Raw genomic sequence first — 24163 nt, forward strand, 5'->3', positions numbered from 1 at the left:
TTAAATTCAATTATAATGAAAAAACTACACATAATATTGATGCTATTATTGCTAAATATAAACTTTTGTGTTGCACAAAATTTTAATTGGCAATCTGTAAAAAGTATTACTAATATAGACAACCAGAGATTTGATGATGTCTTTTTTCTAGATAAAAATACAGGATGGGCTGCAAATGGTTTTCATGCAGAAGTTTATAAAACCATAGATGGGGGGGTAAATTGGACAAAACAATTGGATGGAGCAGATTTAGGCACAGGGCTTTATTTTAGAAATATTGAATTTTTAAATACTGATATTGGTTTTTTAGGAACATTTCAGGGTAGGTTTTTCAAAACAACAAACGGAGGAGAAACTTGGGGAGAAGTAACAGGAATTATACCAAACCCAAGCGGAATTTGTGGTATAGAAACTGTAGGAACGTCTACCGTATACGGTGTTGGTGTTTTTTCTGAACCAGCAAGACTTATAAAATCAACAGATAGTGGAAATACTTGGGTTTCAATAGATATGTCTGTACATGCAACAGCCTTGGTAGAAGTACAATTTGTAGATGAAAATACAGGTTATGCTTCTGGAAGAAATGAAACTGGTGGTATTATTATAAAAACAACTGATGCCGGAGCAACTTGGACAGAAATTTACAACACAGGAATAGGAGGAGAATATATTTGGAAATTACAAATTCTAGAAGCATCTGAAAACAATATAATTTTTGGAGCAGTTCAGCAAGCATCTGCAAATCCGGGTAGATTGCTAAAATCTATAGATGCTGGATCAACTTGGGTAGAAAAGAATGTTCCTGGCGCAGATATACAAGCTGTAGGGTTTATCTCTGAAACTCATGGTTGGATGGGAGGTTCTGAATTAGGAATTATGGAAACATTAGATGGAGGAGATACTTGGGCTAAAATTGATGTTGGTGGTAATCTAAATAGAATATTTGTTATTAACAATATCTATGCTTTTGCATCAGGAACAACAATTTACAAATACACCAATGAAACACTATCAACCCAAAATATTGCTAATGCTAGAAATCCATTATCTATCACCTTATCAGAAAACCCAGTAGCAAAAGAGTTGTTATTTACTGTGCAATATAGAGGTTCAGATAATATGGTTATAGAATTGTACGATATTAATGGTAAACTTTTAAGACAACTGGCTAAAGATAAAATCTCAGACGCATCTGGAATTCAAAAAGAATATTCGTTTGAAGTAAGTGATTTGTCTGCAGGAGTCTACCTTGTCAATTTTCATAACAATACAGGTAGACAAACATTAAAATTTATAAAAAAATAAGCGAATAACATATGCTAAATGTCCATAATTTAACGGTTTCTTTTATGGGAACCGATCTCTTTTCTGGAATCACGTTTAAATTGAACAAAGGAGACAGAATAGGTTTAATTGGAAAAAACGGTGCAGGAAAATCTACATTGTTAAAAGTACTTTCTAAAGATATAGAAAGTAGTGGTGGTACCATGGCTTTTGATAAAGATGTAAATATAGGGTTTTTACGTCAAGATATAGATTTTGTAGAAGGAAGAACCATTTTAGAAGAAGCTTATCAAGCTTTTGAAGAAATTAAAGAAATAGAAGCAAAGCTAGAGCATATTAACACTCAATTAACAACAAGATCAGATTATGAGAGTGATGCTTACTCACAACTCATTCAAGATTTAACAGATTTTCAAGAACGATATGAATTATTGGGTGGTTACAATTATCAAGGTGATACAGAAAAAATTTTACAAGGTTTAGGGTTCCAAAGAGAAGATTTTGACAAACTAACAGATATTTTTTCTGGAGGATGGAGAATGCGCATAGAATTAGCAAAATTACTACTACAAAACAATGATATTTTATTATTAGATGAACCTACAAACCATTTAGATATAGAATCTATTATTTGGCTAGAAAACTTTTTAAAAAGTTATGCTGGTGCAATTGTATTGGTTTCTCACGATAAAATGTTTTTAGACAACGTAACCAACAGAACTATAGAAATCTCTTTAGGGCAGATTTACGATTACAAAAAACCTTACTCACAGTTTTTATTATTAAGAGGAGAAATTAAAGAAAAGCAATTGCAAGCGCAAAAAAATCAAGAAAAAGAAATTAAGCAAAAGCAGCAATTAATTAATAAATTTAAGGCAAAAGCAAGCAAAGCTTCTATGGCGCAATCTTTAATGAAACAGCTAGATAAAGTGGAGTTAATTGAAGTAGACCAAGATGATAATGCCGCCATGAATGTACGTTTTGCAATTTCTAAAGAACCCGGGAAAATTATTGTTGAAGCAGAAAATTTATCTAAAAGTTACGGAGACAAACATGTTTTAGATAAGGTAGATTTGTTAATTGAACGCAATAGCAAAATTGCGTTTGTTGGTCAAAACGGACAAGGTAAATCTACCCTGGCAAAAATGATGGTTGGTGAAATTCCGTTTGAAGGAAAATTAAAGCTTGGTCATAATGTAGAAGTAGGGTATTTTGCTCAAAATCAATCTGAACATCTACCACCAGAAAAAACCGTGCTAGAAATAATGGAAGATGCAGCAACGGATACCAATCGAATGCGAGTTAGAGATATGTTGGGGTCATTCTTGTTTGGTGGAGATGCAGTAGATAAAAAGGCAAAAGTACTCTCAGGTGGAGAAAGAAATCGTTTGGCTTTGTGTAAATTACTTTTACAACCGTTTAATGTATTGATAATGGATGAGCCCACAAACCATTTAGACATTGCTTCTAAAACCGTGTTAAAAGAGGCCTTAAATCAATTTAACGGAACGTTAATAGTTGTTTCTCATGATAGGGAGTTTTTACAAGGTTTAACTTCTACGGTATATGGTTTTAAAGACAAAGAAATTAAAGAATATTTAGGAGATATAGATTATTTCTTAGAGCAACACAAAATGGAAAGTTTACGAGATGCAGAAAAGAGAACTGTCGTGAAAGTTGAAAAAGAGAGTTCTAAAAAAGAAGCATACCAACTATCTAAAGAGCAAGAAAAAGAGTTGAAGAAACTCAATAATAAGTTGTCTAAAATAGAAGCCGAAATTGCAGATTTAGAGTCTGAAATTGAAAAGATAGACTTAGAGTTAGCAAATAACTACGATGAAGTTTCTGCAAGACCTAACTTCTTTGAAAAGTACAAAGCCAAAAAAGCTAAAGTTGATGCTCTAATGGAAGAATGGGAAAAGGTTGAAGAATTAGTTTCTAGCTATTAAAAAAAAGGTTAGCTAACGCCCCTGTATAAGCCTTGTTGCGTTGTTTTAAGACTTAAAGTTAACAAATAATTACTGACTAGAAAATTAGCTAGAATTTTTCCAAGTAAGCTAAAAGCTAGCAATAAGGCTTATACTTTGTTTGCTATAGTTAATTTAAAAATTAACATTAAATTATATTATTATTTCGTTTATTTCGTTTAATATTGTTGTAACTAAATTCACTATCAGTAATTATGGAAATCATAAAAAAAATTAATAGACCTTCAAAGGATGAGCAAAAATTAGCTATAGAGTCCTATGACGCATTAGCTTCTGTTATTGAACAGTTAAAGTCTGACAATCCTGAAATTGAAATAGAAGAAACACAAGAAAGAATAAAAATTCCATTAAAGGCATTAAAGTTTTTAGGGGAAATATTAAAGGCTATGAGTCAAGGAAAACCTTTTTCACTTGTTCCTATTGCAACAGAAGTAACAACTCAGAAAGCTGCCGAGATCTTAGGTTGTTCAAGACCACATTTAGTTAAATTACTTGAAGACGGTGAAATTGAGTTTACTAAAATTGGAAAGCATAGACGTGTTAGATTTGAAGATGTTATGGAATATAAAAAGAAAATGAAAAAGATTCAGAAACAACATATTATTGATATGATGAAATCTGATGAAGAATTAGGTTTATATGATTCACAGTGTAAGGTTTAAATGTGTATTGGATACAAATGTTATTTATCCAATAGAGATTAGAGATTTGCTTTTTTGGTTTGCATATTTTGATATGTATACTCCCAAATGGAGCGAACATATATTTGATGAATGGAGAAGTGTAATGAAAAGAAAAGGAATAAGTGAAGAGGAAGCAAATAAAAGAGTTGAAAGAGCTAATTCAGCATTTCCAGACGCTTTAGTAACTAACTATTCAGGATTGATAGGCAACTTAAGTTTGCCAGACCCTAAAGATTGCCACGTTTTAGCTGCTGCAATTAAAACTAATGCAAATGTTATAGTAACCAATAATATTAAGGATTTTCCTGAAGAATATTTAGCTTCTTTTGGTTTGACAGCAAAAACAGCAGATGATTTTTTGACAGATATTTTAGATTTAAATCCTGAACAAGCTGTAAAAGCTTTCAAGGAGTTAGTTTTAAATAGAAGAAATCCTGATTTAGATGAATTTCAAGTTCTTGATATTATGAGAAGGCAAGGGTTGAATGAAACAGCAGATTTCTTACATTCACAGATTTAGCCAATTAATTATAGCCAACTTAAGACGATCATAACGTCGTTTTTATGACTTACAATCGGCATTAGCTAATTTCGTATTTTAAATTGACAAAGTCAAGTTGGTTTTATGATAATTCAAAAATATATCTGTTATTTTTGCTTTACATGAGTGCAAAAGAAAATTCCTTTTTGAATCAAGATTTTAAAAGTAGAAACCAAGAAATAATTCTTCCAATTTTAAAAGAAAAACAAATCTCACTTTTTATTAAAAGAGAAGATTTAATTCACCCTTTTGTCTCTGGTAATAAATTCAGAAAACTAAAATACAATCTATTTGAAGCTGTTTCTCAAAAGAAAAACACACTGTTAACTTTTGGGGGTGCTTACTCAAATCACATCGTTGCTACCGCTGTTGTATCAAAATTAATGGGGTTGAATTCTATAGGAATTATTAGAGGAGAAGAATTAGCATCAGACTTAAAAAAAAACTTAAAAAATAATGCAACTTTAAAAAAAGCAGACCAAAACGGAATGACTTTAGAGTTTGTTTCAAGAGAACAATATAGAGAGAAAACAGACAAAGATTTTATTAAAAAACTTAAAGAGAAGTTTGGCGATTTTTATTTAGTTCCAGAAGGTGGTACGAATGATTTAGCTATAAAAGGATGTGAAGAAATTTTAACAAAAGAAGATGCTGAATTCAATTATATTTGTGCTGCAATGGGTACAGGAGGTACAATTTCTGGAATAATCAATTCTGCTTGCAAGCATCAAAATGTTTTAGGTTTTCCTGCCTTAAAAGGCAATTTTTTGGTTGATGAAATTAATCGGTTTACCAAAAAAAATAATTGGAAATTAATTACAAACTATCATTTTGGAGGGTATGCAAAATATAAACGAGAATTAATCGGTTTTATAAATGATTTTATTGAAGCCACACAAATCCCCCTTGATCCTATTTATACGGGTAAAATGATGTTTGGTGTTATAGATTTAATCAAACAAGATTATTTTGCAAAAGGAACAAAAATTCTTGTTATTCATACAGGAGGATTACAAGGTATTGAAGGCTTTAATGCAAAGTTGAAACAAAAAAATGAAGAGATTATAAAAAGTTTATGAGGTTAAGAGTTGTTGTATATATGGTTGGTTTATGTTTTTTAGCTAGTTGTAACGCTAAAAAAACAGTTGTTCAAAAAAGAAAGAATACAAAAACAATTACAGAGCCTAAACCTAAAAAACTGCCTTCTGTTAAAGAAGAAAAGTTGATAGAGAAATTAGAAAAATCTAAAAAAAATCTCAATAAAACTACCTTACAATACATAGAAGATTATGCGCCAGTAGCGGTTAATGAAATGTTTACATACAAAATACCTGCAAGTATAACCCTAGCACAAGGTATCTTAGAGTCTGGGAATGGAAAAGGACCGTTAGCTCGTAAATCTAACAATCATTTTGGAATTAAATGCCATACGGAGTGGAAGGGAGAACGTGTATACCATGATGATGATGAAAAGGGAGAATGTTTTAGAAAATACGAATATGTAGAAACCTCTTACCACGACCATTCAAAATTTCTAACTCAAAGAAGACGATATGCTTTTTTATTCAACTACAAAACTACAGACTATAAAAGTTGGGCAAGAGGTTTAAAAAAAGCGGGTTATGCAACCGATAAGAAATATCCATCAAAATTAATAAGCCTTATAGAACGTTATAAGTTATACGAATTTGACAAGATAAAAAAGAAAGACTTTACTTATAAGAAAGAGAAAATAAACGCAAAAAAGAACCGTAAAGATTCTAAAAAAGTTTATCAAGTACAAAAAGGAGATACCTTATACGCTATTGCTAGAAAGTTTAATACCACTGTAAGCAAACTTAAAAAAAGAAACAACTTAACCAATAATACGCTTGCTATTGGGCAGTTTTTAGTTATACAGTAGTTTGATCTTTTAAGAGTTTTGTCAAAACTTTTTCTACTCCAAAATTATCATTACTCTCTGTAATATAGTTGGCAATTTCTTTAATGTCTTTATGTGCATTTTTCATGGCAAAACTAAAATCTGCTTCTTGCAACATTTCTATATCATTATGGTAATCTCCAAAAACCATTGTTTCTTCTTTAGTGATATTTAATTGCGCTTGAACTTCTCTTAAAGCATTGCCTTTATTGGCTTTTGCGTCTGAAATATCTAACCAATTTTTACTAGAAATTTTGATTAGAAAATCTGAAGATAAATCTTTTACATGAGGGTATATGTACTTTTCTGATGAGGTATAATGGTATACCGCAATTTTTAAAAAGTCATGAGTTTCTGCCACTGAAACCAAATTATCCACAACATTATAACTTTGGTAATATTCTTGAAATAGTGTTATAAAATCTTTGTTTTTAGACTCTATAAAGGCCTTATCTTTTCCGCACAATACAATGTGTACACCTTCTATTTCTCTTAAAATTGAAATTAGTTGTTTTATTTTTTCTGCCTCAAGAACATTCATTTTCAATACTTGAGTTCCTTTTTTTGCCATTCCACCATTTTCAGCAATAACAAAAATATCTTCTTTAATAGTGTCTAATTTGTGTACAATACTGTTGTATTGTCTTCCGCTAGCAGCAGTAAAATGAATGTTTTTTTCTTTTAATTGTTTAAACAAATCAAAAAACAAATTACTTACTTCTCCTTTAGAGTTTAGTAATGTACCGTCCATATCAGAAACAACTAACTTTACTTTAGATAAATTCATAGATTTTTTTTTTGGCTTAAACATCAGGCGCTGCTGATAGTTGCATTATAAAATGTTTTTGGTAGAATTTCTTTCTACTAAATCTGTCTTTATGACGATGGTTTCTGCATTTTTTTTCTCTTCAGATTTGTTTTCTAAACGATTAATTAATCTTTCTGCAGCAGTTGCGCCCATAATTTCTCCATGTTGACTAACAGTAGTCATTCTTGGATTAGAATGTCTTGCTAAAATTCCGTTAGAAAAAGAAATTACAGAAAAATTTTCAGGCACTTTATGACCTAGTTTTTGGGCAACTTTCATTGCTGCAATGGCACAAGATTCATCTGTAGCCAACACACTATTTACAGTATTATTTTTAAAAATAGGCTCTAGTATTTTTTCGTAGTTTTTATAATTATCATCAATATTTATAATTAAATCTTTATTTACTTTAATTTGATGATCTTCTAAGCCTTTTAAATAGCCTAATTGTCTTCTTCTTCCAATATCTAAATTAGCCATAGAAGAAACGAATGCAATGTTTTTATGACCCAATTTAACCAAATGCCCAACGGTACTTCTGGCACTATCAAAATTATCGGTAACTACTTTGTCACATTCTAAATTTTCTGCAACCCTATCAAACATCACCACAGGTGTACCATTATGTATCACGTCTTTAAGGTGTTTGTAATCTTTTTTAGAAACGGTTTCTTCTGCAAGAGAAAGTATAAAACCGTCTATACTTCCGTTAGAAAGCATTTCTATAGTTTCTACTTCTTTGTCAAAAGACTCGTTAGAAATACAAGAAATAATTTTATAACCTCTATCGTTAGCAACCTTTTCTACACCCTTAAATACCTGTGCAAAAAAATAGTTTAACATATTTGGTATAACAATACCAATTGTTTTCGTTTTTCTATTTTTTAAACTTAATGCATTAAAGTTGGGTTTGTAGTTGTTCTCTTTGGCATATTTCTGAATTTTTTCTTTAGTACTTACACTAATTTCATAGCTATCATTAAGAGCTTTAGAAACTGTAGATATAGAAACATTAAACTCTTTAGCAATATCTTTTATGGTAAGTCTTTTCATAAATTCAATAAAAAATTAAGGTCTAAAATACAAAAAACTATCAAAAGAAATCGATAAAATATTTATTTTACTGTTTTATAACACGCTTATTTTTTTTAATTTCAAATATTAGAAATCCGTATAAAATAATATACTCTAAAGCAACAAAGTAAAGGTTTTCTCTCCATGGAAAATTTGCGTAGGCTTGGTAGCTTAAAATAATTACAAATGACCAAACTACAGGGAATTTATACTTGGTAAATACACCCAAAATTAAAGGAGTTGCCAAATACCAAGGATGTACAGTTGTGGCTGTAAAATAGTAAAAACATAAACCAAATAATAGTGCGCTTATGGTTTGTGTAAAGTTTTTATTGTTTCTAAAAAAAGTAATGTAAATTAGAAAAAGAATGGTTAGAATAGGTGTTATTTTACCAATAATAGCAATTTCATTATATCCTCTAAATAAATAGCCAATTTCTCTAAAAATATAATAAAAACTAGCGTTAAATTCAAAATTTCTAAACCACAATCCAACAGAGTTGGCATAGTTAGCCATTAATTCTGATGAGTAAAAAGGAAGAAACAATACTACAATACTGGTTAAACAGATTAAGTAAAATAATCCTAGATTGATATAACTTTTTATATAAAAACCAGATTTGTTATTTCGGTTTTTAACAAACCATTGAAAAAAGAGTGGTAAGAATAATAAAGGAATTAATTTTACAGAAACAGAGCAAGCTAATAACACAGCTGCCCAAACCCATTTTTGTTGATGCAATTTGTAGAAGCTCCAGACTAAGAAAAACAACATTACAGGTTCAAAATGTAAATTACCTGTCATTTCTATAATGATAAACGGGTTTAAAGCGTACCAAAAAATATTTCTCACAGGTAACTGCAAGCGTTCTAATAACTTTTTGCCAAAATATAAAATACCAAGATCTGCAAGTGTAATGAGAGTTCTTAAAACTATAACAGAACCAAATATACTTTTGCTCGCAAATAGAGCTGCTATGAAAAAACAAAGTTGGTTTAAAGGAGGGTAATTGGTGTAATGACTGCCATTCATCTCTCCCATACCTTCATACAATTGATACGCTTCGGTAATGGGTTGTATACCTTGTTGAATAAATGTTTCGGGTAATGATAAATAGGGATTAAAACCTGCTAAAATCATTCTTCCGTCCCAAATAAATCTGTAAAAATCTTGAGATAAGTTAGGTATGGCAAACAAAAATACCAACCTAAAAACAATGGCTATTCCTATTAAATTTGCGGTAGTAAGCGTGCTACTTTTAATGACAACGTAGAAACAACCAAATAAAGAAACCCATAAAAGAAGCAGTGTATAAAATGCTGTTCTTTCTAAAAAGTAAGCAATTATAAAGTATAAAATAATACTTACAAATACACAAAGAATCTCTTTATATTTTGAGATAAAAGACATTAAGCTTTAGAAAATATTGATTTAAAAAATACGTAACTAAAACCAATAAAAAGCATTAAGTGAAAAGGAAATAATCCATAATCTCCACCTTGTGTTCCTACAATAGAAGCACTATACATACCAAAAGCAAAGTAAATGGCTAATAAGCCCTCTAAAATTACGTGTACAGATGGTTTCTTTTTAACGTATTTGTTGTTTTTCCATCCATCAGAAAGCTTTTTAATATTAAATTTTGGAGTTCTTACAAATTCACTTTTTTTACCAAAATGACCTTCCAACACTGCTATAGTATTGTGTAAAGAAAAGCCCATAGCTATTGAGAAAAACGTAAAGAAAGAACCAATATATTTGACGAAATTGACAAAACCACCACCGTAAATACTCTTAAACATATGCCAATAGCAAACAAAAAAGATGAGTGTACTAACAACAAAGAAACTCATTACTATAAAGTACGTTTTTAAGTGTTCGTATTCATTTTTGATGTACAACATAGGTATGCTTAAAATAGCTACTAAAAATATGCAGGTAAACATAGAGCTATTTAGCAAATGTAATAGGCTATGAATTTTTGTTTTAAATGTAACGTTTTTGCTTTTGATGACCCGTTTCATCATTTTTTGAAAATTCTCTGCTCCACCTTTGTTCCATCGAAATTGTTGGGATCTTGCCGCACTAATAACCACAGGTAATTCTGCAGGAGTTTCTACATCTACCAAATATTTAAATTCCCAATTTTTCAATTGTGCTCGGTAACTTAAATCTAAATCCTCAGTTAAGGTATCTCCTTCCCAATTACCAGCATCGTAAATACATTCTTTTCTCCAAATTCCTGCAGTACCGTTAAAATTGATAAAATGACCTTTACTATTTCTACCCACTTGTTCTAAAGTAAAATGGGCATCTAAGGCAAATGCCTGTATTTTAGTTAAGGTAGAGTAATTTCTATTAATATGCCCCCAACGAGTTTGGACTACCCCAATATTATCATTTTTAAAATAAGGAACGGTTTTGTACAACCAATCTGATTTGGGTAAAAAATCAGCATCAAAAATGGCAATAAAATCACCTTTTGCAATTTTTAAACCTTCTTTTAAAGCACCGGCTTTAAACCCTTGCCTGTTGCTTCTTCTAATGTGTTGAATGTTTATACCTTTCTTTTGGATTTTTTTGATTTCTACAGCTGTAGTTTCTATAGATTCGTCAGTAGAATCGTCTAAAACCTGAATTTCTAATTTATCTTTAGGGTATTCTAGTTTTGCAATGTTTTTTAACAAACGTTTCATTACATAAAGCTCGTTGTAAACGGGTAACTGAATGGTAACAAATGGAATTTCATCAGGCTTAGAAAAATCGAAAGTATCTGAGTTATCTTTTTGTTTTCTTGCTTTTAAATAATTAAAGAGCAAGTTTAACTGAGCCAACGCATACATAAAAATAAGAAGCAACGAAATTGAGTAAATGACAATTATAATGTATTCTAAAACCACTATTTAAAACTATATTTAAAAATCCAACCTAAAATTTTCACACCCGCAAATATAGTTCCTTTTACGGTTCCTGAAACTTTTGACACACCAATTCTATTTCTATACTTCATAGGTACTTCTGTATAAGAGAGTTTTTGCTTTAGCGCTTTTAACTGCATTTCTACAGTCCAACCATAGGTTTTATCTTCCATTTGTAACTCTAAAAGTTTATGGTATTTGATTGCTCTAAAAGGACCTAGATCTGTAAATTTTGCTCCAAAAAAAACGTTCATTAAAAAAGTAGCTAACCAATTTCCGAAAACCTGTTGAGGTGTCATTGCACCCGCTTCTCTGTATTGTTTTACACGAGCACCAATAACAAAATCAATATCGTTTTCTATGATAGGTGCAACAATTTCAGTAAGTTGTTCTGGGTAGTCAGAATAATCTCCATCTAAAAAAACAATAATATCTGGTTTAATCTTTTGTTTTGCAATGTAATTCATACCTTTTAAGCAAGCATAGCCGTATCCTTTTCTGTTTTCAGATAAAACAGTTGCTCCTGCATTAGCGGCATTTTTTTCGGTAAAGTCTGTAGAGTTGTTGCTAACAACAATAACTTCGTTAACATTTTTAGGAATATCAGCAATAACATTACCAATAGATTCTTGCTCATTATAAGCAGGAATAATTACTTTTATTATGGGTTTCATTGTCTTAAGTCATTTAAATTATTCTCACTTTTAAATGAAGAAAAACTTGTCCATTCTTTAATCTTTACCCCTTGTTTAAATTTTGATGCTTTAATCAACTTATTGTCGCTATAAATTAAACAATACCCATTTTTAAGGTTGTTTTCTAGTTGGCATTTATGAATTATTTCTCCCTTATTATTGTAAAATAACCACCAATTACTTCTACTTCCTTTAATGTAATGCCCTTCTTTTTCTTTATGCGAATTTCTGTAGTAAAAGTACCAATAATCTATTTCTAAATTCTCTTTAAAATGGCCTTCTTTTTTTAGATTGCCATTTTGATAATAAAATTTCCAGTATGCTGTTTTTTTATCATTCAATAACCAACCTTCTTGTTTTATTTGTCCGTTTTGGTAATATTCTTTATGATATTTTTTTTGAGCATGTAAAAGGCATGAAAAAAAGAGAAAAAAAGTAAAAAGGATAACTTTCATTTAGATTGTTTACATAAAAAACACAGATGGTACCTATGAAATTATTTTATAAATACCATGTGCGTTTTTTTTAAAATTTTATTTTTTGTTTACCAATTGCATTAAATCTACATCATTACCCAATAAAACATCAGTAGGATTAATTCTACCAGTTTCAGGACCATTCTCTAATTTTAATACGCCTCTTGGACAAACTGCAGAACAAATACCACAACCTACACAACTAGCACGAACAATGTTTTCTCCTTTTTGTGCATAAGAACGTACATCAATTCCTTGTTCACAGTAAGTAGAACAGTTTCCGCAAGAAATACATTGACCACCATTAGTAGTAATTCTAAATCTAGATTTAAAACGTTGTACTAATCCTAAATACGCAGCCAAAGGGCATCCAAATCTACACCATACTCTGTTTCCAAAAATTGGATAAAAACCAGTACCAATTACACCCGCAAACCAAGCTCCAATTAAAAAACTATACGTATCTTTTATCCATTGCGATTTGATACCAATTAATGATTCTGTTCCAGAAAAATAACAGTATAATGTTACAATGGTCATTACTAAAGAGAAAACTAAAACAGAGTGAATTAACCAACGTTCTAATTTCCAAGCATTCAAGCTTTTATTAGAATGTTGTCTGTAAGGATCTCCTAAAGTTTCTGCAAGACCACCACAACCACAAACCCAAGAGCAGTACCATCTTTTACCAAAGAAATACACCATAACAGGAACAATAACTAAGGTTAACAGAATACCCCAAACTAAAATAAAAATTCCAATACCACCACTGTTGGTTAGGTTTTCTATATTCCAATCAAAGAAAAAATCATAGTCTAAAGGAAAAGCATTTTTAAAATCGTACCCAGGCATGTTTAAGCTGGTCATAATTTCTGGAATTAAAAACGCAAATACAATTTGGAAGAATAAAACAGAAGTTGTTCTAACTATTTGGTATTTGTTATGTCTATACTTAATGTACATTCTAACCCCCATAGTTAGCATAATGACACAGTATAAAAATCCGTAAACAAACCATTGAGAAGCTTCCCCGCCATTTAATGCTTTACTAATTGGGTCTAAAATATACGTCCAATTTACTGCATAATCTGCCATAAAATATAGTACCAAATAGAAAGTAACAAGGTATACCAGTACCAACCAAGCAATAGCGCCTCTATTTGTTGCAGAGTTTAAGTAAATACCGTTGTTTTTTATACCAGGTTTACCCAGTAAAATAACGTTAGGTAGTATAAATAGTAGTGCACCAATAATGCCCAAACCAAAGGTTAAAAACCACATAAGTCCTGCATTGTCTCTTACATAACCTTTTCCTGCTTTTTTAGCTAAGTTATAGCTTAAAGTATGTGGCTTACCATAAACTTTGTATTGGTATTGTTCTCCTTTTTTATCCCAATTTTTTTCTGCATCGTACTTTGCTATTAGTGCATCATAAAAATTGTTAGAAGTTTCAAAAGCACCTCTAACTCTAGATGAAAATTCGAAAATATTTAATGATTTATTGGTAACAACAGCGTTTTTAAGTTCTGTTTTTAAAATTTCGCTTTTGTATCCTTTTTCTTGAATATAATTGTCTAATTCTGTTTGGGTAAGACTAAAAGACCCTGTAAAAATTGTTCCTGTAAATATGGCTAATCCTATTAAAAATAATAGTAAACCTGTGTATTTTATTGCTTTCATGATCTTTTATGCTTTAGAAAAAATTCTTTTCCAACTTTTCTTTTGTAGTTTAATATTTGTTCCGTTTTCTTGATTGAATTTCTCCATAATTTCTCCTTCATGTAGTTTGTAAAATTCAGGATCAAAATTGGCATCTGCTAGGTGTTCTAAAACATATTCTATAGATTGGTTTTCAGTCAACCATTTGTCAAAAATTTCATGACGCATACGAATACCAAAGGTGTTAATACCTATAAACTGTCTAGATTCTTTATGAAAAGAAATGGTAATACATTTGTAATCTTTAGGGTGTCTCCACTGAAAATAAGTTTCACCTTCTTTTAATCCTCGTTCACTAAATACCCAACCATAAGTTTGATATTCAATATCTAAAAATTTAGCAGAATTAAACCAATGTCCAGGTTTGTATGCTGTTTTGTTACCACAGATGGTTTGGGCTAAGGTTTCTCCCATCATTCTTCCTGTATACCAAACTGCCTCTATATTTCTACGTTGGCCAATAGCATCGTGTTGTTCTGCACAATCACCAATTGCATATACATCTTTAACGTTAGTTTCTAAAAAACGATTTACCAAAACACCACGGTTGGTTGCTATACCACTTTCTTTTACAAAGTTGATGTTTGGAGAAACCCCTGCAGTTAAACCTACTACATTACAGAAAATTTCTTCACCTGTTTCTTCAATAATAATAGATTTTACCTTTCCGTTTTCATCAGCTTTTATCTCTTTAAGATTGGCACCTAAACGTAAATCTATATGATGGTCTTTAATATGTTCATTAATCATTTCAGATTCTTGAGCTGGTAACACACCATTCCAAAAACTAGATTCACGCACTAAAAAAGTAACAGGAATATCTCTACTTCTTAGCATTTCTGCCAATTCTATTCCAATTAAACCACCACCAACAATTACAGCTCTCTTACAGGCTTCTTTATTAGGAGCGTATTTTTCTAAATTCTCTAAATCTTGTTTATGATACATACCCATAACACCCTCTAAATCTTGCCCTGGCCAACCAAATTTATTTGGCTTGGACCCAGATGCTATGATGAGTTTGTCATAAGAAAGATGTTCTCCGTTAGAAAAATCTAACACCTTCTTTTCAGTATTTATATTGGCTACAAAAGCTTCTTTTAAACTGATGTTGTTTTTCTCCCAAAACCAGTTTTCATAAGGTTGCGTATGCTCAAATTTCATATGCCCCATATAAATATACATTAAGGCAGTTCTAGAAAAGAAGTACTTGTTTTCTTTAGAAATGATAGTGATTTGTTTATCAGAGTTTTTTCTGATGTGTCTTGCTGCGGTAACTCCAGATATTCCGTTACCAATAATTACAATATGTTCCATAGTTGATTGATTGCTGACCTTTCAGTCGTAGGTAAAGTTAATAACTTAAAATGAAAAAATAATTTAGAATTATTTTAAATAGAGAATCTAAAAAAACTTTGTAAGTTGTTTAAAAAAGAAAAGACTGATGCTGTAGAAAATTGATCAATCATTAAAAAATAATAACACAATTAAAATACAAAAAATGAAAACAATCAAAATAAAAAGTCTTTTTACTTTACTACTAATCATTAGCTTACAGTCTTTTGGGCAAGATAATAACGATACCCCTACAAGTAATATTCAAACGTTTACTCCTTCTCGATTAATAAATAAAGGACAGTGGGATATTAAATTCTTTAACGGTTTATATACACAAGATAGAAGAACTGATGCAGGTTCTACAGCGGTAGATATTCCAAGAGAAAATTTCTTTACCTCTACCTTAGAAATCTTTACAGGAGTTAGTGAAAACAATAGAATTAGTCTCGGTGTAATTTTTGAGTATAGGTCAAACACTTTTAATGGTAGAGATGCCTTATCGGTTTTTGAGTTTGATGGAAGATCTGGTTTATCTACAATAGCGCCAGCTATTAAATGGCAACCTATAGAAAGTGTAGGTAACTTTTCAATTCAAACAGCATTGCATATTCCCACTCATGGAGAAGAGAGGGAAGGTTCTGAATTTTTAGATCAATCTGCATGGGCTTTACAAAACAGGTTCTTTTATGATTACACTTTTCCAAGCAATAAATGGCAAATATTTACAGAATTAAATACGGAGTATAGTTTTGGTGCAGAAGAAAGTTTTGCAAATAATAGTTTGTTATTATCCCCAGGTGTATTTTTAAGTTATTTTCCAACTAATAAATCTACTGTATTGGTGTTCTCTCAACACCTACAAAGATTAGCTTTGGCAGAAGATGTGTTTACACAAAATGGTACCTCATTAGGTTTTGGAGGTAAATACCAATTGACTGATGTTACCAATATAGAAGTGTTGTATAATAAGTTTGTTAGAGGAACCAATTTTCAAGGTTTAGGTGCAACCTATAGTGTGGGACTTAGATTTTTATTTTAAGTTTTAACATTGGTTTAAGAGCCTTGTTTTGGTAAACAAACTAATTTAGGAGTAGAATTATGAAAATAACAAAACTCCTTTTTTTTGTACTATTTTTAGGTCAACTATCTTGTAATAGTCAGCAAAAAAAAATAAACGGAATCAGCTTTGTAGCCTCAAGAGAAGCTATAAATACAAAACATATTTCCCCAGTCCTTAAGGCGCAAAGCAATTATATTGCTTTGATGCCTTTTGGTTTTATTAGAGAATTGTCTTCACCAGAAATAGCTTACAATACTCAAAGGCAATGGTTTGGAGAAACACGAGCAGGTTTAGTGCAATATGCCAAAATTTTTAAAGAGAAAAAATTAAAAATAATGGTAAAGCCACAAATTTGGGTTTGGAGAGGAGAGTATACGGGGTTTATAGAAATGGATTCTGAAGAAAAATGGACGGTTTTAGAGAATTCGTATACCGCTTTTATGCTTACCTATGCAAAAGCAGCGCAAGAGATAAATGCAGAAATTTTATGTATTGGTACAGAATTGGAAAAATTTGTTTTAAAAAGACCTGAATATTGGAAGGAATTGATACAAAAGATAAAAAAAGTGTATACAGGTAAACTTACCTATGCCGCTAATTGGGATGAATTTAAACGGGTACCTTTTTGGAGCGATTTAGATTTTATAGGTATAGATGCCTATTTTCCGTTAAGTAATGAAAAAACACCATCTGTTGCTGCTTTAGAAACAGGATGGCAACCACATAAGAAAGAAATTATACGCATTCAAAATCAGTACCAAAAACAAGTGCTGTTTACAGAGTATGGGTATAGAAGTGTAGATTATAATGCTAAAGAACCTTGGAACTACAATAGAAATTCAGGAGCAGTAAACCTGCAAGCGCAAATAAATGGTTTGCAAGCCATTCATAATCAGTTTTGGAAAGAAGACTGGTTTGCTGGTGGTTTTTTATGGAAATGGTTTTCTAATCACAACAAAGTTGGAGGTAAAGAAAACACCATGTTTACTCCACAAAATAAACCCGCAGAAGTAATTATTCAAAAATTACATCAGCAATAATAAATATATAAAAACACGTTTTTTTTTTTAAGAAGAAACCTATACATGGCATAAAAATTGTGTTGTTATTTTAAATGAGAAATACTACATTTTTTTTAGTTTCAATAAAAGAAGTAAAAGCCTACATAATTTGTATATGTAAGCAAACAATTATCTTTTATTTTTGTAGTTAATTAAAATAAAATAGAGAAGATAGGTTGCTTTGTGCAAGCTTTAGGCTAATATGTTAATTAAATTATGAAAAGTACGTTTATTCTACTTTTAGTATCTGTATTGTTTTTTGCTTGCGCAGAAGATACAGATATTACTGTACCTAGAAACCTCCAAGAATATATAGAGCTTACATCAAATGACGACTTAGGAGAAGTTATTGCTTGCGCGGGTAATGCTGCTGGCAATCAAAATTTAACCTTTGTATTTTACTATCCTGTTATTGGGGCTACAGATGTCCGTTATTATGAAGCAGATAGTTTAAATGTAGACCCTAACGATTTTACCAATTATAGAAGACTTAACCTGCCTAGTCAAAATGTTTTTGGAGGTAAGTTAAAACGTTTTTCTAGACAAAACTCAGAAGAAAGCTGGGGGTTAGTAACCTATGTTTTAGATGGTAGATTGCATAGATCTAACCCTATCCGTTTTAAAAATAGAACCAATTTAACCACATGGACAAATCAGGTTAGCATAACTTACCCATCCATTACAGAGCCCAAATTCACATGGACAGATTTTGGAGAAGATAATGCTATTTATTTTCAAGCAATTAGTAATGAAGATGCAGAATTAGATGAAGATAAATTTATATCTGGCACCTATACCTTTGAAACCACATTTCAGTATTTTGATGATTCTAATGTAGTTTTAAGTATCAATGTTCCAGAAATTCCAAAAGATTTGATAGAAGATACAGCCTACAAATTTACAATGATGGCCGTTAGTGAAGACAATTGGGTAAACACGCTTGTAGAAGAAACCTTTGTGCCTAGAAATTTAAAAGAATACTTAACCATACATAATAACAAAACAGTAACTACAGCATTGGCATTTGGTGCAAGTGGTGTCTCTGATAAAAAATTAACTTACCTCTACTACCAACCTTTAGCAGGTGCAACAGATTTACGATATTATGAAACTGAAAATGCTGTGGTAGATCCTACAGATTTTTCAAATTATAGAAGAAGAAAAATTGCTGATGAAGCTGTTTTTGGAGGTAAACTTAGACGATATATTAGAACAAACAGTACAGAAAGATGGGCTATTGCTACCTATATTATAGGAGATACTTTTTATAAATCAGATCCTGTTAGAATTAAAAATATAGAAAAACCAACTGAGTGGATTTCGGGTGAAACCGAAAAGCTTACTATAGATTTTTCAGCTAGCTTACAACCAAAATTTACATGGACAGATGGTAAAATAGAAGAAAATGAAACCTATTTACAAGTTTTTACAACTAATGATAATAACTTTTTATCAGGTACTTTTACAACCTCCAAAACAGTTCAATATAGAAACTTCAATGGTTTGGCAACCCTAAATACAGAAACCCCGCCAGAATTAATATTAGCAGAAACATATAAATTTGCTTTATTGGGGCTAAGTTCAGATAATTGGGTAAATTTGTTCATTCAAAAGTCATTTGAAGCAGAATAATGAAACCCACAAAACACTTAGTTTACTTTTTTCTATTTTTTGGTCTTAGTGTTTTTGCACAAAAAGCTACAATTAGCGAGGTTATCATTCAAGGAGCTCACAAAACTAGTCACAACTTAATAAGAAGTCTTATTAGTACCAAAAGCGGTATTGTTTTAGATTCTACAGCCATAGCAAAAGATGTTACTTTATTAAAAAGATTGCCGGCATTTAACCATGTATATTATCAAGTAATAGCAGATAAAAATCAAGAATATATTGTAAAAATTGGTGTTGATGAAAACTTTACCATCATTCCAGATATAAACGTTTGGACGACTACCAATGACGTTTTTTCATATAAATTAGGACTCTACGATTATAATTTTTTAGGCAAAAATATTGCTTTTGGTGGGTTTTACCAGTATAACGGATTTGACTCTTATGGTATCAATTTTAGAGCTCCTAATTTATTTTCTAAAAAATGGGGATTGGCAGTAAATCATCAAAATTGGAAAAGTGAAGAACCTTTGTTTTTTGGTAATCAAACCGCTAACTATTTGTACAATAACATCTCATACGAGGCTTTGGCATTGTACCAAATCAATTTACAGCACGAAATAGATTTCGGAATTAACTATTTTTCTGAAAAATACTTATACTTATCTGGAGACACCTCTCCAGAAGTTCCTTTAGATTTAGACTTAGACAAAACACTGTTAAAGTTTGTCTATTCCTACAACAATTTAAAATATTACTACCAGTATGTTAACGGTTTTAAGAGTAAATTGTATGTGCAATACGTAACCACTACTAATGATTTTCAAAACGATTTTTTAATAGCTTGGAACGATTTTTTCTATTACAAAAGGTTAGGAAAAAAAGGGAATTTTGCCAACAGATTGCGCCTAGGTTTAGCTTCTAATGAAGATAGCCCTTTTGCACCGTTTGCTTTAGATAACAATTTAAATTTAAGGGGTGTAGGTATTTTGGTAGACAGAGGAACAGGGGTTGTGGTTTTAAATAGTGAATACAGGCATACTGTTTACGATAAAAAATGGTTGGCTATACAAACCAATGTTTTTACAGATTTAGGTTCTTGGAGAAACCCTGGAGGCGAATTAAGTGATATTATTCAAGGAGAAAACGTAAGAGCTTTTGCAGGTTTGGGGGTAAGAGTTATTAGTAAAAAAGTATACAACGCAACGTTTAGAATAGATTATGGGTTTAGTTTAGTTAACAAATTTAACGGTTCTAGAGGTGGTTTAGTTTTTGGTGTAGGGCAATATTTTTAATCTAAGAAATAACCCTAACACAGCATAATACTTGTCTAAAACTATTAGTTTTGCCAAAAAAACAACAGAGATGAGAACATTTGCTATTGGTGATATTCATGGAGGCTTAAAAGCTGTTGTGCAAGTTTTAAATCAACTAGAAGTTACAGAACAAGATACCTTGATTTTTATGGGAGATTATGTAGATGGTTGGAGCGAATCTGCTCAGGTGGTAGCATTCTTAATAGATTTATCAGAAAAAATAAACTGTATTTTTATTAAAGGAAACCATGATGTGTGGTGTCAAAATTGGCTTGCAGACCATAATGATGTTAATCCTTCTTGGTTTTTACACGGAGGTAAAGAGACTATGGAAAGCTATGAAAGTTTTTCAGCAGAAGAAAAAAAACAGCACCTCGCTTTTTTTGAAAGTATGCAAATGTATTACTTAGATGCTACTAATAGATTGTTTTTACATGCTGGTTTTACGTCTATGCATGGGGTAGCAAAAGAAACCTATACACATAAGTTTTGTACAGACAGAACTTTGTGGGAAATGGCTTTAGCTATGGATAAAAAAATAGGGCTAGACCATGCTTTATACCCTAAAAGGCTAAAGCATTACAAAGAAATTTACATAGGGCATACCCCAACTACTAATTACAACGAGTCTACACCAATGAATGCTGTTAATGTTTGGAATATAGATACAGGTGCAGCATTTAAAGGAAGCGTTACCGCAATGAATATAGATACCAAAGCGTTTTTTCAAAGCGATAGTTTACCAAGTTTGTATCCTAATGAAACAGGACGCAATAAGTAGATTAATTGCTAGTTGTTGATGTAATTTTGGGCGAAATGAAATGAACGCAAAAAATATCTCAAAAAAATGTGTTTTTGATACAATTTTATTATTTTTTAAAAATCACACCAATTTACAATTACTTGTTTTTACCTAAAGGATACATTTCTTGTCTAATAAAATCTTTCGGAAAATCTTCATCACCATTAAAACCCAACTCAATATCTTTACCAGAATATGGTATGTAATTGGTGTTAAAGAGATAATCCCAAACACTTAAGGTCAATCCAAAATTTACTCCAAATCTTCTTTCTTTTGGTAAGTCTTTGGCATGGTGCCAAATGTGCATTTTAGGGTTGTTTAATACGTATTTTAACCAACCGTAATCCCAATTAATATTGGCATGATTTAGATGCCCAATGGTAATGTTAAAAAAGTGTACAATGGCAACATCTTGGGCAGAAAATCCGCCAATAATAGCTAAAGGTACGTATCGTAATGAATTATAGACCACAGGCTCCATCCAATGGTAACGCAAATGCGCTGCAAACCCCATTTGTTTTACAGAGTGGTGTACCTTATGAAAATTCCAAAGAAATTCTACCCGATGTAACAATCTATGTGTCCACCATTGGGTAAAATCTACCACAATAAAAAAGATAAAAATTCTAGCCGGAAAACTAAGCGCATTCAATTCTAAAATTTGAAAACTAGATACAGATAAACCAACAAAACCTAAAATATCATCAAAGAAAACAGCAGCAGTATTAGATAAAGCAGTTAAGACAATTAAGTTGAGTAAAAAGAAATTAAAAAACATGTAAAAGGTATCTAACCAAAAATCTTTTCTAAATAAAGATTGGTGTTTGCGCCAAGGAAAAAGCGCCTCTAACCCCCAAACTACAAAAGAAATAAGAAGCAAACCATAAAAATAATTCTCCCAATTCAATTCCATCAAAATAGATTGTTTTATGTAATTCCAATACTCTGCATACGAGGTTTTTATGATGTCTATATACTTTTGCATGATGTTACAAATTTACGAAACTATTTGTCACTTTATCAATCCTTTTTATACTATAGTAGTAAATACCTTTATCATTCATAAAAGTAGTATGTTTATTATTTAAATCTAATTTATTGCCTTTAAAAGTAGTAGCTTGCACCCCTAATTCTTTACAAATACAAGCAGTGGCTGCAAAGTCCCAAAGGCTACCACAACCTTTTTCTTTTTTAGGGAGTTTTACAAAAATTGCAGGGGCGTTTTCAGCTACCAAAATAGCATTTAACACAGCCCCAGCACCTGAAATTTCTTGATAATCTTGTAGCCCTAATTCCATTCCTTTTTTGTGTAAAATATCTTTTATTTTATTTTGATTTGGGGTATCTGCTAATTTTTTATCGGTAACATAAGTTAGGTAATTGTTTTGAGATGTTGTAACCCAAGGTATACCATTTTTAAAAGCCCCTTTGGTATGTATGGCATGATACACTGTTGCACTAATTGGGTCATAAACTACGCCAATTTTTGGAGTGCCATCTTTAGCAACCAACGCAATAGCAACAGAAAACCCAGGACGTTTGTTAATGAAGGCTAATGTACCATCCAAAGGGTCTACACACCAAAAAAACGCTTTGTCAAATCGGCTTTTGTTGTCTTCTGTCTCTTCTGTTAACAGCCCTAAATCATAGGATGTGCAAGTTGGTGTTAGGTGTTTTAAAATAACCTCTTCACACGCTTTATCAACTTTAGTAACTATCTGAGAGGCATAGGTGTTGCCACCAATTTTTTTTTCTATATTAATATTTTTATGAATGTTGTTATGAATAATTTTTCCTGCTTTTAATGCCGCATGTATTGCAATTTGTGTAAGTTCTTCTAAAGGAATCATGATAAATTGTTGATTACAGATTTGGTAATTCTTTCGCTATAACTATTAATTTTCCAATGTTCTGGACTCCATCCTTTTAAAAAACGATGAAAATCTGCCCAAGCCACATAGTACAAATTGCGCCATTCTTTTTCTAGAGCTTCGTTTTTATTCCCTAAAGCCAAGTGTAGCTCTTTAAAGTAAGTGTCTAAGATTTTAGACTCTAAACGCTCGCAATCTTCTTCGTGCAAACAACTTCCAATAAAATAAGCAACATCTTTCATTCCGCAACCGCCACCAACATATTGAAAATCTACACCAGCAACCTGTCCTTCTTTAGAAAAACAGAAGTTTGCTAATTTAGCATCTCCATGAACTAAGGTTTTGAATTGACAATTGTTTAATTGCGCATCAATTTTTGAAGCAGCATCTTTAAGAATTATATCATTTAAAACATCCCATTCTTGAGGTCTAGTTGCTAAGTGCCAATAGGTGCCAATTTCCCAGAGCCCATGCGGATGTTTATTTAAATAACTTGCATGAAATTTAGCCAACCATTGTAAACAGGTTTTAATATGGCTCCATACTACAGCACTTTTTCGAATAGGGTAACCAGCCATATCTAAATCTTCTAAAATGATGAGTACTTCATCGTCTTTTTGTGCAACTCCAAAACATTTTGGCAAACGAGCTTTACTTTGCGTGCTGTACTGTTGATACCAATTGGTTTCTACTTGATAAGATTTTAGTTTTCTTTGATGCCCGATATTAGAATGCCAACCTCTTGGATGGTGTTTTTTTTTAGGAAGTTGTACGTTTTTAACAACAATACTCTTAAGCTCAGAACCCTGTAAAGCAATACGAATTATATTGCCATAACCACTCCACAATTTTTGAATAACCTCTTTTTCTTGTAAAGATGTCGCATGCGTTTTTTGTAGAATATAAGAGACAAAATAATCTTTCATAAAGGCGAAGTCTTAGTTATAATTGATGATAGACAGTTTATTTTTCAAACGTACAAATCCTTCAGATTAT

General features: G+C 31.3%; 22 protein-coding genes. 11 read left to right on the plus strand and 11 right to left on the minus strand.

Annotated elements, in window-relative coordinates; translation table 11 throughout:
* Positions 1 to 15: 15 nt before the first annotated feature.
* From DUT90_RS03660 to DUT90_RS03685, 6 genes are all read left to right on the plus strand, one after another.
* A complete protein-coding gene (locus DUT90_RS03660; RefSeq protein WP_114425467.1) occupies positions 16 to 1305 on the plus strand; it encodes a T9SS type A sorting domain-containing protein in 1290 nt (429 codons plus the stop codon).
* Positions 1306 to 1316: 11 nt separating this feature from the next.
* Positions 1317 to 3233, plus strand: coding sequence for an ABC-F family ATP-binding cassette domain-containing protein (locus tag DUT90_RS03665; RefSeq protein WP_114425469.1), 1917 nt, complete (start codon positions 1317 to 1319; stop codon positions 3231 to 3233).
* Positions 3234 to 3466: 233 nt separating this feature from the next.
* A complete protein-coding gene (locus DUT90_RS03670; protein WP_114425471.1) occupies positions 3467 to 3934 on the plus strand; it encodes a helix-turn-helix domain-containing protein in 468 nt (155 codons plus the stop codon).
* Positions 3912 to 4475, plus strand: coding sequence for a PIN domain-containing protein (locus DUT90_RS03675; protein ID WP_114425473.1), 564 nt, complete (start codon positions 3912 to 3914; stop codon positions 4473 to 4475). The genes DUT90_RS03670 and DUT90_RS03675 overlap by 23 nt, the downstream gene beginning before the upstream one ends.
* A gap of 143 nt (positions 4476 to 4618) precedes the next feature.
* Complete coding sequence (locus DUT90_RS03680; RefSeq protein WP_114425475.1) at positions 4619 to 5575, plus strand: 1-aminocyclopropane-1-carboxylate deaminase/D-cysteine desulfhydrase; 957 nt, start codon at positions 4619 to 4621, stop codon at positions 5573 to 5575.
* A complete protein-coding gene (locus DUT90_RS03685; protein ID WP_114425477.1) occupies positions 5572 to 6399 on the plus strand; it encodes a glucosaminidase domain-containing protein in 828 nt (275 codons plus the stop codon). Before DUT90_RS03680 ends, DUT90_RS03685 begins: the two co-directional genes overlap by 4 nt.
* Here DUT90_RS03685 and DUT90_RS03690 read toward each other — a convergent pair.
* The 8 genes from DUT90_RS03690 to DUT90_RS03725 all read right to left on the minus strand — a co-directional run bounded on the left by DUT90_RS03690 (position 6389) and on the right by DUT90_RS03725 (position 15425).
* A complete protein-coding gene (locus tag DUT90_RS03690) occupies positions 6389 to 7204 on the minus strand; it encodes an HAD family hydrolase (RefSeq protein WP_114425651.1) in 816 nt (271 codons plus the stop codon). The two genes, DUT90_RS03685 and DUT90_RS03690, sit on opposite strands and share 11 nt — an antisense overlap.
* Before the next feature lie 45 nt (positions 7205 to 7249).
* Positions 7250 to 8278, minus strand: a complete 1029-nt coding sequence (locus tag DUT90_RS03695) for a LacI family DNA-binding transcriptional regulator (protein ID WP_114425479.1) — start codon at positions 8276 to 8278, stop codon at positions 7250 to 7252.
* Between the two features lie 67 nt (positions 8279 to 8345).
* A complete protein-coding gene (locus DUT90_RS03700; protein ID WP_114425481.1) occupies positions 8346 to 9710 on the minus strand; it encodes a mannosyltransferase in 1365 nt (454 codons plus the stop codon).
* The gene (locus tag DUT90_RS03705) at positions 9710 to 11200 is read right to left on the minus strand and encodes a cellulose synthase family protein (protein ID WP_114425483.1); all 1491 of its coding nucleotides are present in this window, start codon (positions 11198 to 11200) and stop codon (positions 9710 to 9712) included. The genes DUT90_RS03700 and DUT90_RS03705 overlap by 1 nt, the downstream gene beginning before the upstream one ends.
* Entirely contained in the window at positions 11200 to 11892 is a 693-nt protein-coding gene (locus DUT90_RS03710; RefSeq protein WP_114425485.1) for a glycosyltransferase family 2 protein, read from the minus strand. The genes DUT90_RS03705 and DUT90_RS03710 overlap by 1 nt, the downstream gene beginning before the upstream one ends.
* The gene (locus DUT90_RS03715) at positions 11889 to 12368 is read right to left on the minus strand and encodes a toxin-antitoxin system YwqK family antitoxin (RefSeq protein ID WP_114425487.1); all 480 of its coding nucleotides are present in this window, start codon (positions 12366 to 12368) and stop codon (positions 11889 to 11891) included. The genes DUT90_RS03710 and DUT90_RS03715 overlap by 4 nt, the downstream gene beginning before the upstream one ends.
* 78 nt (positions 12369 to 12446) lie before the next feature.
* Positions 12447 to 14069 (minus strand): 4Fe-4S binding protein, encoded by a 1623-nt coding sequence (locus DUT90_RS03720; RefSeq protein ID WP_114425489.1) that lies wholly within the window; start codon positions 14067 to 14069, stop codon positions 12447 to 12449.
* A gap of 6 nt (positions 14070 to 14075) precedes the next feature.
* On the minus strand, positions 14076 to 15425 hold the full coding sequence (locus DUT90_RS03725; RefSeq protein WP_114425491.1) for an NAD(P)/FAD-dependent oxidoreductase: 1350 nt from the start codon (positions 15423 to 15425) through the stop codon (positions 14076 to 14078).
* Positions 15426 to 15609: 184 nt separating this feature from the next.
* On the opposite strand from DUT90_RS03725, the gene DUT90_RS03730 reads away from it, so the two are divergent.
* From DUT90_RS03730 to DUT90_RS03750, 5 genes are all read left to right on the plus strand, one after another.
* Positions 15610 to 16485, plus strand: coding sequence for a hypothetical protein (locus DUT90_RS03730; RefSeq protein WP_114425493.1), 876 nt, complete (start codon positions 15610 to 15612; stop codon positions 16483 to 16485).
* A 59-nt stretch (positions 16486 to 16544) separates the two neighbouring features.
* Complete coding sequence (locus DUT90_RS03735; RefSeq protein WP_114425495.1) at positions 16545 to 17546, plus strand: glycoside hydrolase family 113; 1002 nt, start codon at positions 16545 to 16547, stop codon at positions 17544 to 17546.
* Positions 17547 to 17783: 237 nt separating this feature from the next.
* Positions 17784 to 19199 (plus strand): hypothetical protein, encoded by a 1416-nt coding sequence (locus DUT90_RS03740; RefSeq protein ID WP_114425497.1) that lies wholly within the window; start codon positions 17784 to 17786, stop codon positions 19197 to 19199.
* Positions 19199 to 20473 (plus strand): POTRA domain-containing protein, encoded by a 1275-nt coding sequence (locus DUT90_RS03745; protein ID WP_114425499.1) that lies wholly within the window; start codon positions 19199 to 19201, stop codon positions 20471 to 20473. Before DUT90_RS03740 ends, DUT90_RS03745 begins: the two co-directional genes overlap by 1 nt.
* A gap of 70 nt (positions 20474 to 20543) precedes the next feature.
* Positions 20544 to 21275 (plus strand): metallophosphoesterase family protein, encoded by a 732-nt coding sequence (locus DUT90_RS03750; RefSeq protein WP_114425653.1) that lies wholly within the window; start codon positions 20544 to 20546, stop codon positions 21273 to 21275.
* A gap of 118 nt (positions 21276 to 21393) precedes the next feature.
* Here DUT90_RS03750 and DUT90_RS03755 read toward each other — a convergent pair whose 3' ends face one another.
* Genes DUT90_RS03755 through DUT90_RS03765 form a run of 3 tightly spaced genes read right to left on the minus strand, consistent with a single transcriptional unit; the run spans position 21394 to position 24093 of the window.
* On the minus strand, positions 21394 to 22281 hold the full coding sequence (locus DUT90_RS03755) for a sterol desaturase family protein (protein ID WP_114425501.1): 888 nt from the start codon (positions 22279 to 22281) through the stop codon (positions 21394 to 21396).
* Between the two features lie 4 nt (positions 22282 to 22285).
* Complete coding sequence (locus DUT90_RS03760) at positions 22286 to 23146, minus strand: 3'(2'),5'-bisphosphate nucleotidase CysQ (protein WP_258848495.1); 861 nt, start codon at positions 23144 to 23146, stop codon at positions 22286 to 22288.
* Entirely contained in the window at positions 23143 to 24093 is a 951-nt protein-coding gene (locus DUT90_RS03765) for an oxidoreductase family protein (protein WP_114425503.1), read from the minus strand. Before DUT90_RS03765 ends, DUT90_RS03760 begins: the two co-directional genes overlap by 4 nt.
* Positions 24094 to 24163 lie beyond the last annotated feature (70 nt).

This window comes from Polaribacter sp. WD7, assembly GCF_003335085.1.
Classification (GTDB): domain Bacteria; phylum Bacteroidota; class Bacteroidia; order Flavobacteriales; family Flavobacteriaceae; genus Polaribacter.

What these genes read in the sequence shown, in the direction of transcription:
- DUT90_RS03660 (WP_114425467.1), top strand. Translation starts at nt 16, where the DNA reads ATGAAAAAACTACACATAATATTGATGCTATTATTGCTAAATATAAAC.
- DUT90_RS03665 (WP_114425469.1), top strand. Translation starts at nt 1,317, where the DNA reads ATGCTAAATGTCCATAATTTAACGGTTTCTTTTATGGGAACCGATCTC.
- DUT90_RS03670 (WP_114425471.1), top strand. Translation starts at nt 3,467, where the DNA reads ATGGAAATCATAAAAAAAATTAATAGACCTTCAAAGGATGAGCAAAAA.
- DUT90_RS03675 (WP_114425473.1), top strand. Translation starts at nt 3,912, where the DNA reads ATGATTCACAGTGTAAGGTTTAAATGTGTATTGGATACAAATGTTATT.
- DUT90_RS03680 (WP_114425475.1), top strand. Translation starts at nt 4,619, where the DNA reads ATGAGTGCAAAAGAAAATTCCTTTTTGAATCAAGATTTTAAAAGTAGA.
- DUT90_RS03685 (WP_114425477.1), top strand. Translation starts at nt 5,572, where the DNA reads ATGAGGTTAAGAGTTGTTGTATATATGGTTGGTTTATGTTTTTTAGCT.
- DUT90_RS03690 (WP_114425651.1), bottom strand. Translation starts at nt 7,204, where the DNA reads ATGAATTTATCTAAAGTAAAGTTAGTTGTTTCTGATATGGACGGTACA.
- DUT90_RS03695 (WP_114425479.1), bottom strand. Translation starts at nt 8,278, where the DNA reads ATGAAAAGACTTACCATAAAAGATATTGCTAAAGAGTTTAATGTTTCT.
- DUT90_RS03700 (WP_114425481.1), bottom strand. Translation starts at nt 9,710, where the DNA reads ATGTCTTTTATCTCAAAATATAAAGAGATTCTTTGTGTATTTGTAAGT.
- DUT90_RS03710 (WP_114425485.1), bottom strand. Translation starts at nt 11,892, where the DNA reads ATGAAACCCATAATAAAAGTAATTATTCCTGCTTATAATGAGCAAGAA.
- DUT90_RS03715 (WP_114425487.1), bottom strand. Translation starts at nt 12,368, where the DNA reads ATGAAAGTTATCCTTTTTACTTTTTTTCTCTTTTTTTCATGCCTTTTA.
- DUT90_RS03720 (WP_114425489.1), bottom strand. Translation starts at nt 14,069, where the DNA reads ATGAAAGCAATAAAATACACAGGTTTACTATTATTTTTAATAGGATTA.
- DUT90_RS03725 (WP_114425491.1), bottom strand. Translation starts at nt 15,425, where the DNA reads ATGGAACATATTGTAATTATTGGTAACGGAATATCTGGAGTTACCGCA.
- DUT90_RS03730 (WP_114425493.1), top strand. Translation starts at nt 15,610, where the DNA reads ATGAAAACAATCAAAATAAAAAGTCTTTTTACTTTACTACTAATCATT.
- DUT90_RS03735 (WP_114425495.1), top strand. Translation starts at nt 16,545, where the DNA reads ATGAAAATAACAAAACTCCTTTTTTTTGTACTATTTTTAGGTCAACTA.
- DUT90_RS03740 (WP_114425497.1), top strand. Translation starts at nt 17,784, where the DNA reads ATGAAAAGTACGTTTATTCTACTTTTAGTATCTGTATTGTTTTTTGCT.
- DUT90_RS03745 (WP_114425499.1), top strand. Translation starts at nt 19,199, where the DNA reads ATGAAACCCACAAAACACTTAGTTTACTTTTTTCTATTTTTTGGTCTT.
- DUT90_RS03750 (WP_114425653.1), top strand. Translation starts at nt 20,544, where the DNA reads ATGAGAACATTTGCTATTGGTGATATTCATGGAGGCTTAAAAGCTGTT.
- DUT90_RS03755 (WP_114425501.1), bottom strand. Translation starts at nt 22,281, where the DNA reads ATGCAAAAGTATATAGACATCATAAAAACCTCGTATGCAGAGTATTGG.
- DUT90_RS03760 (WP_258848495.1), bottom strand. Translation starts at nt 23,146, where the DNA reads ATGATTCCTTTAGAAGAACTTACACAAATTGCAATACATGCGGCATTA.
- DUT90_RS03765 (WP_114425503.1), bottom strand. Translation starts at nt 24,093, where the DNA reads ATGAAAGATTATTTTGTCTCTTATATTCTACAAAAAACGCATGCGACA.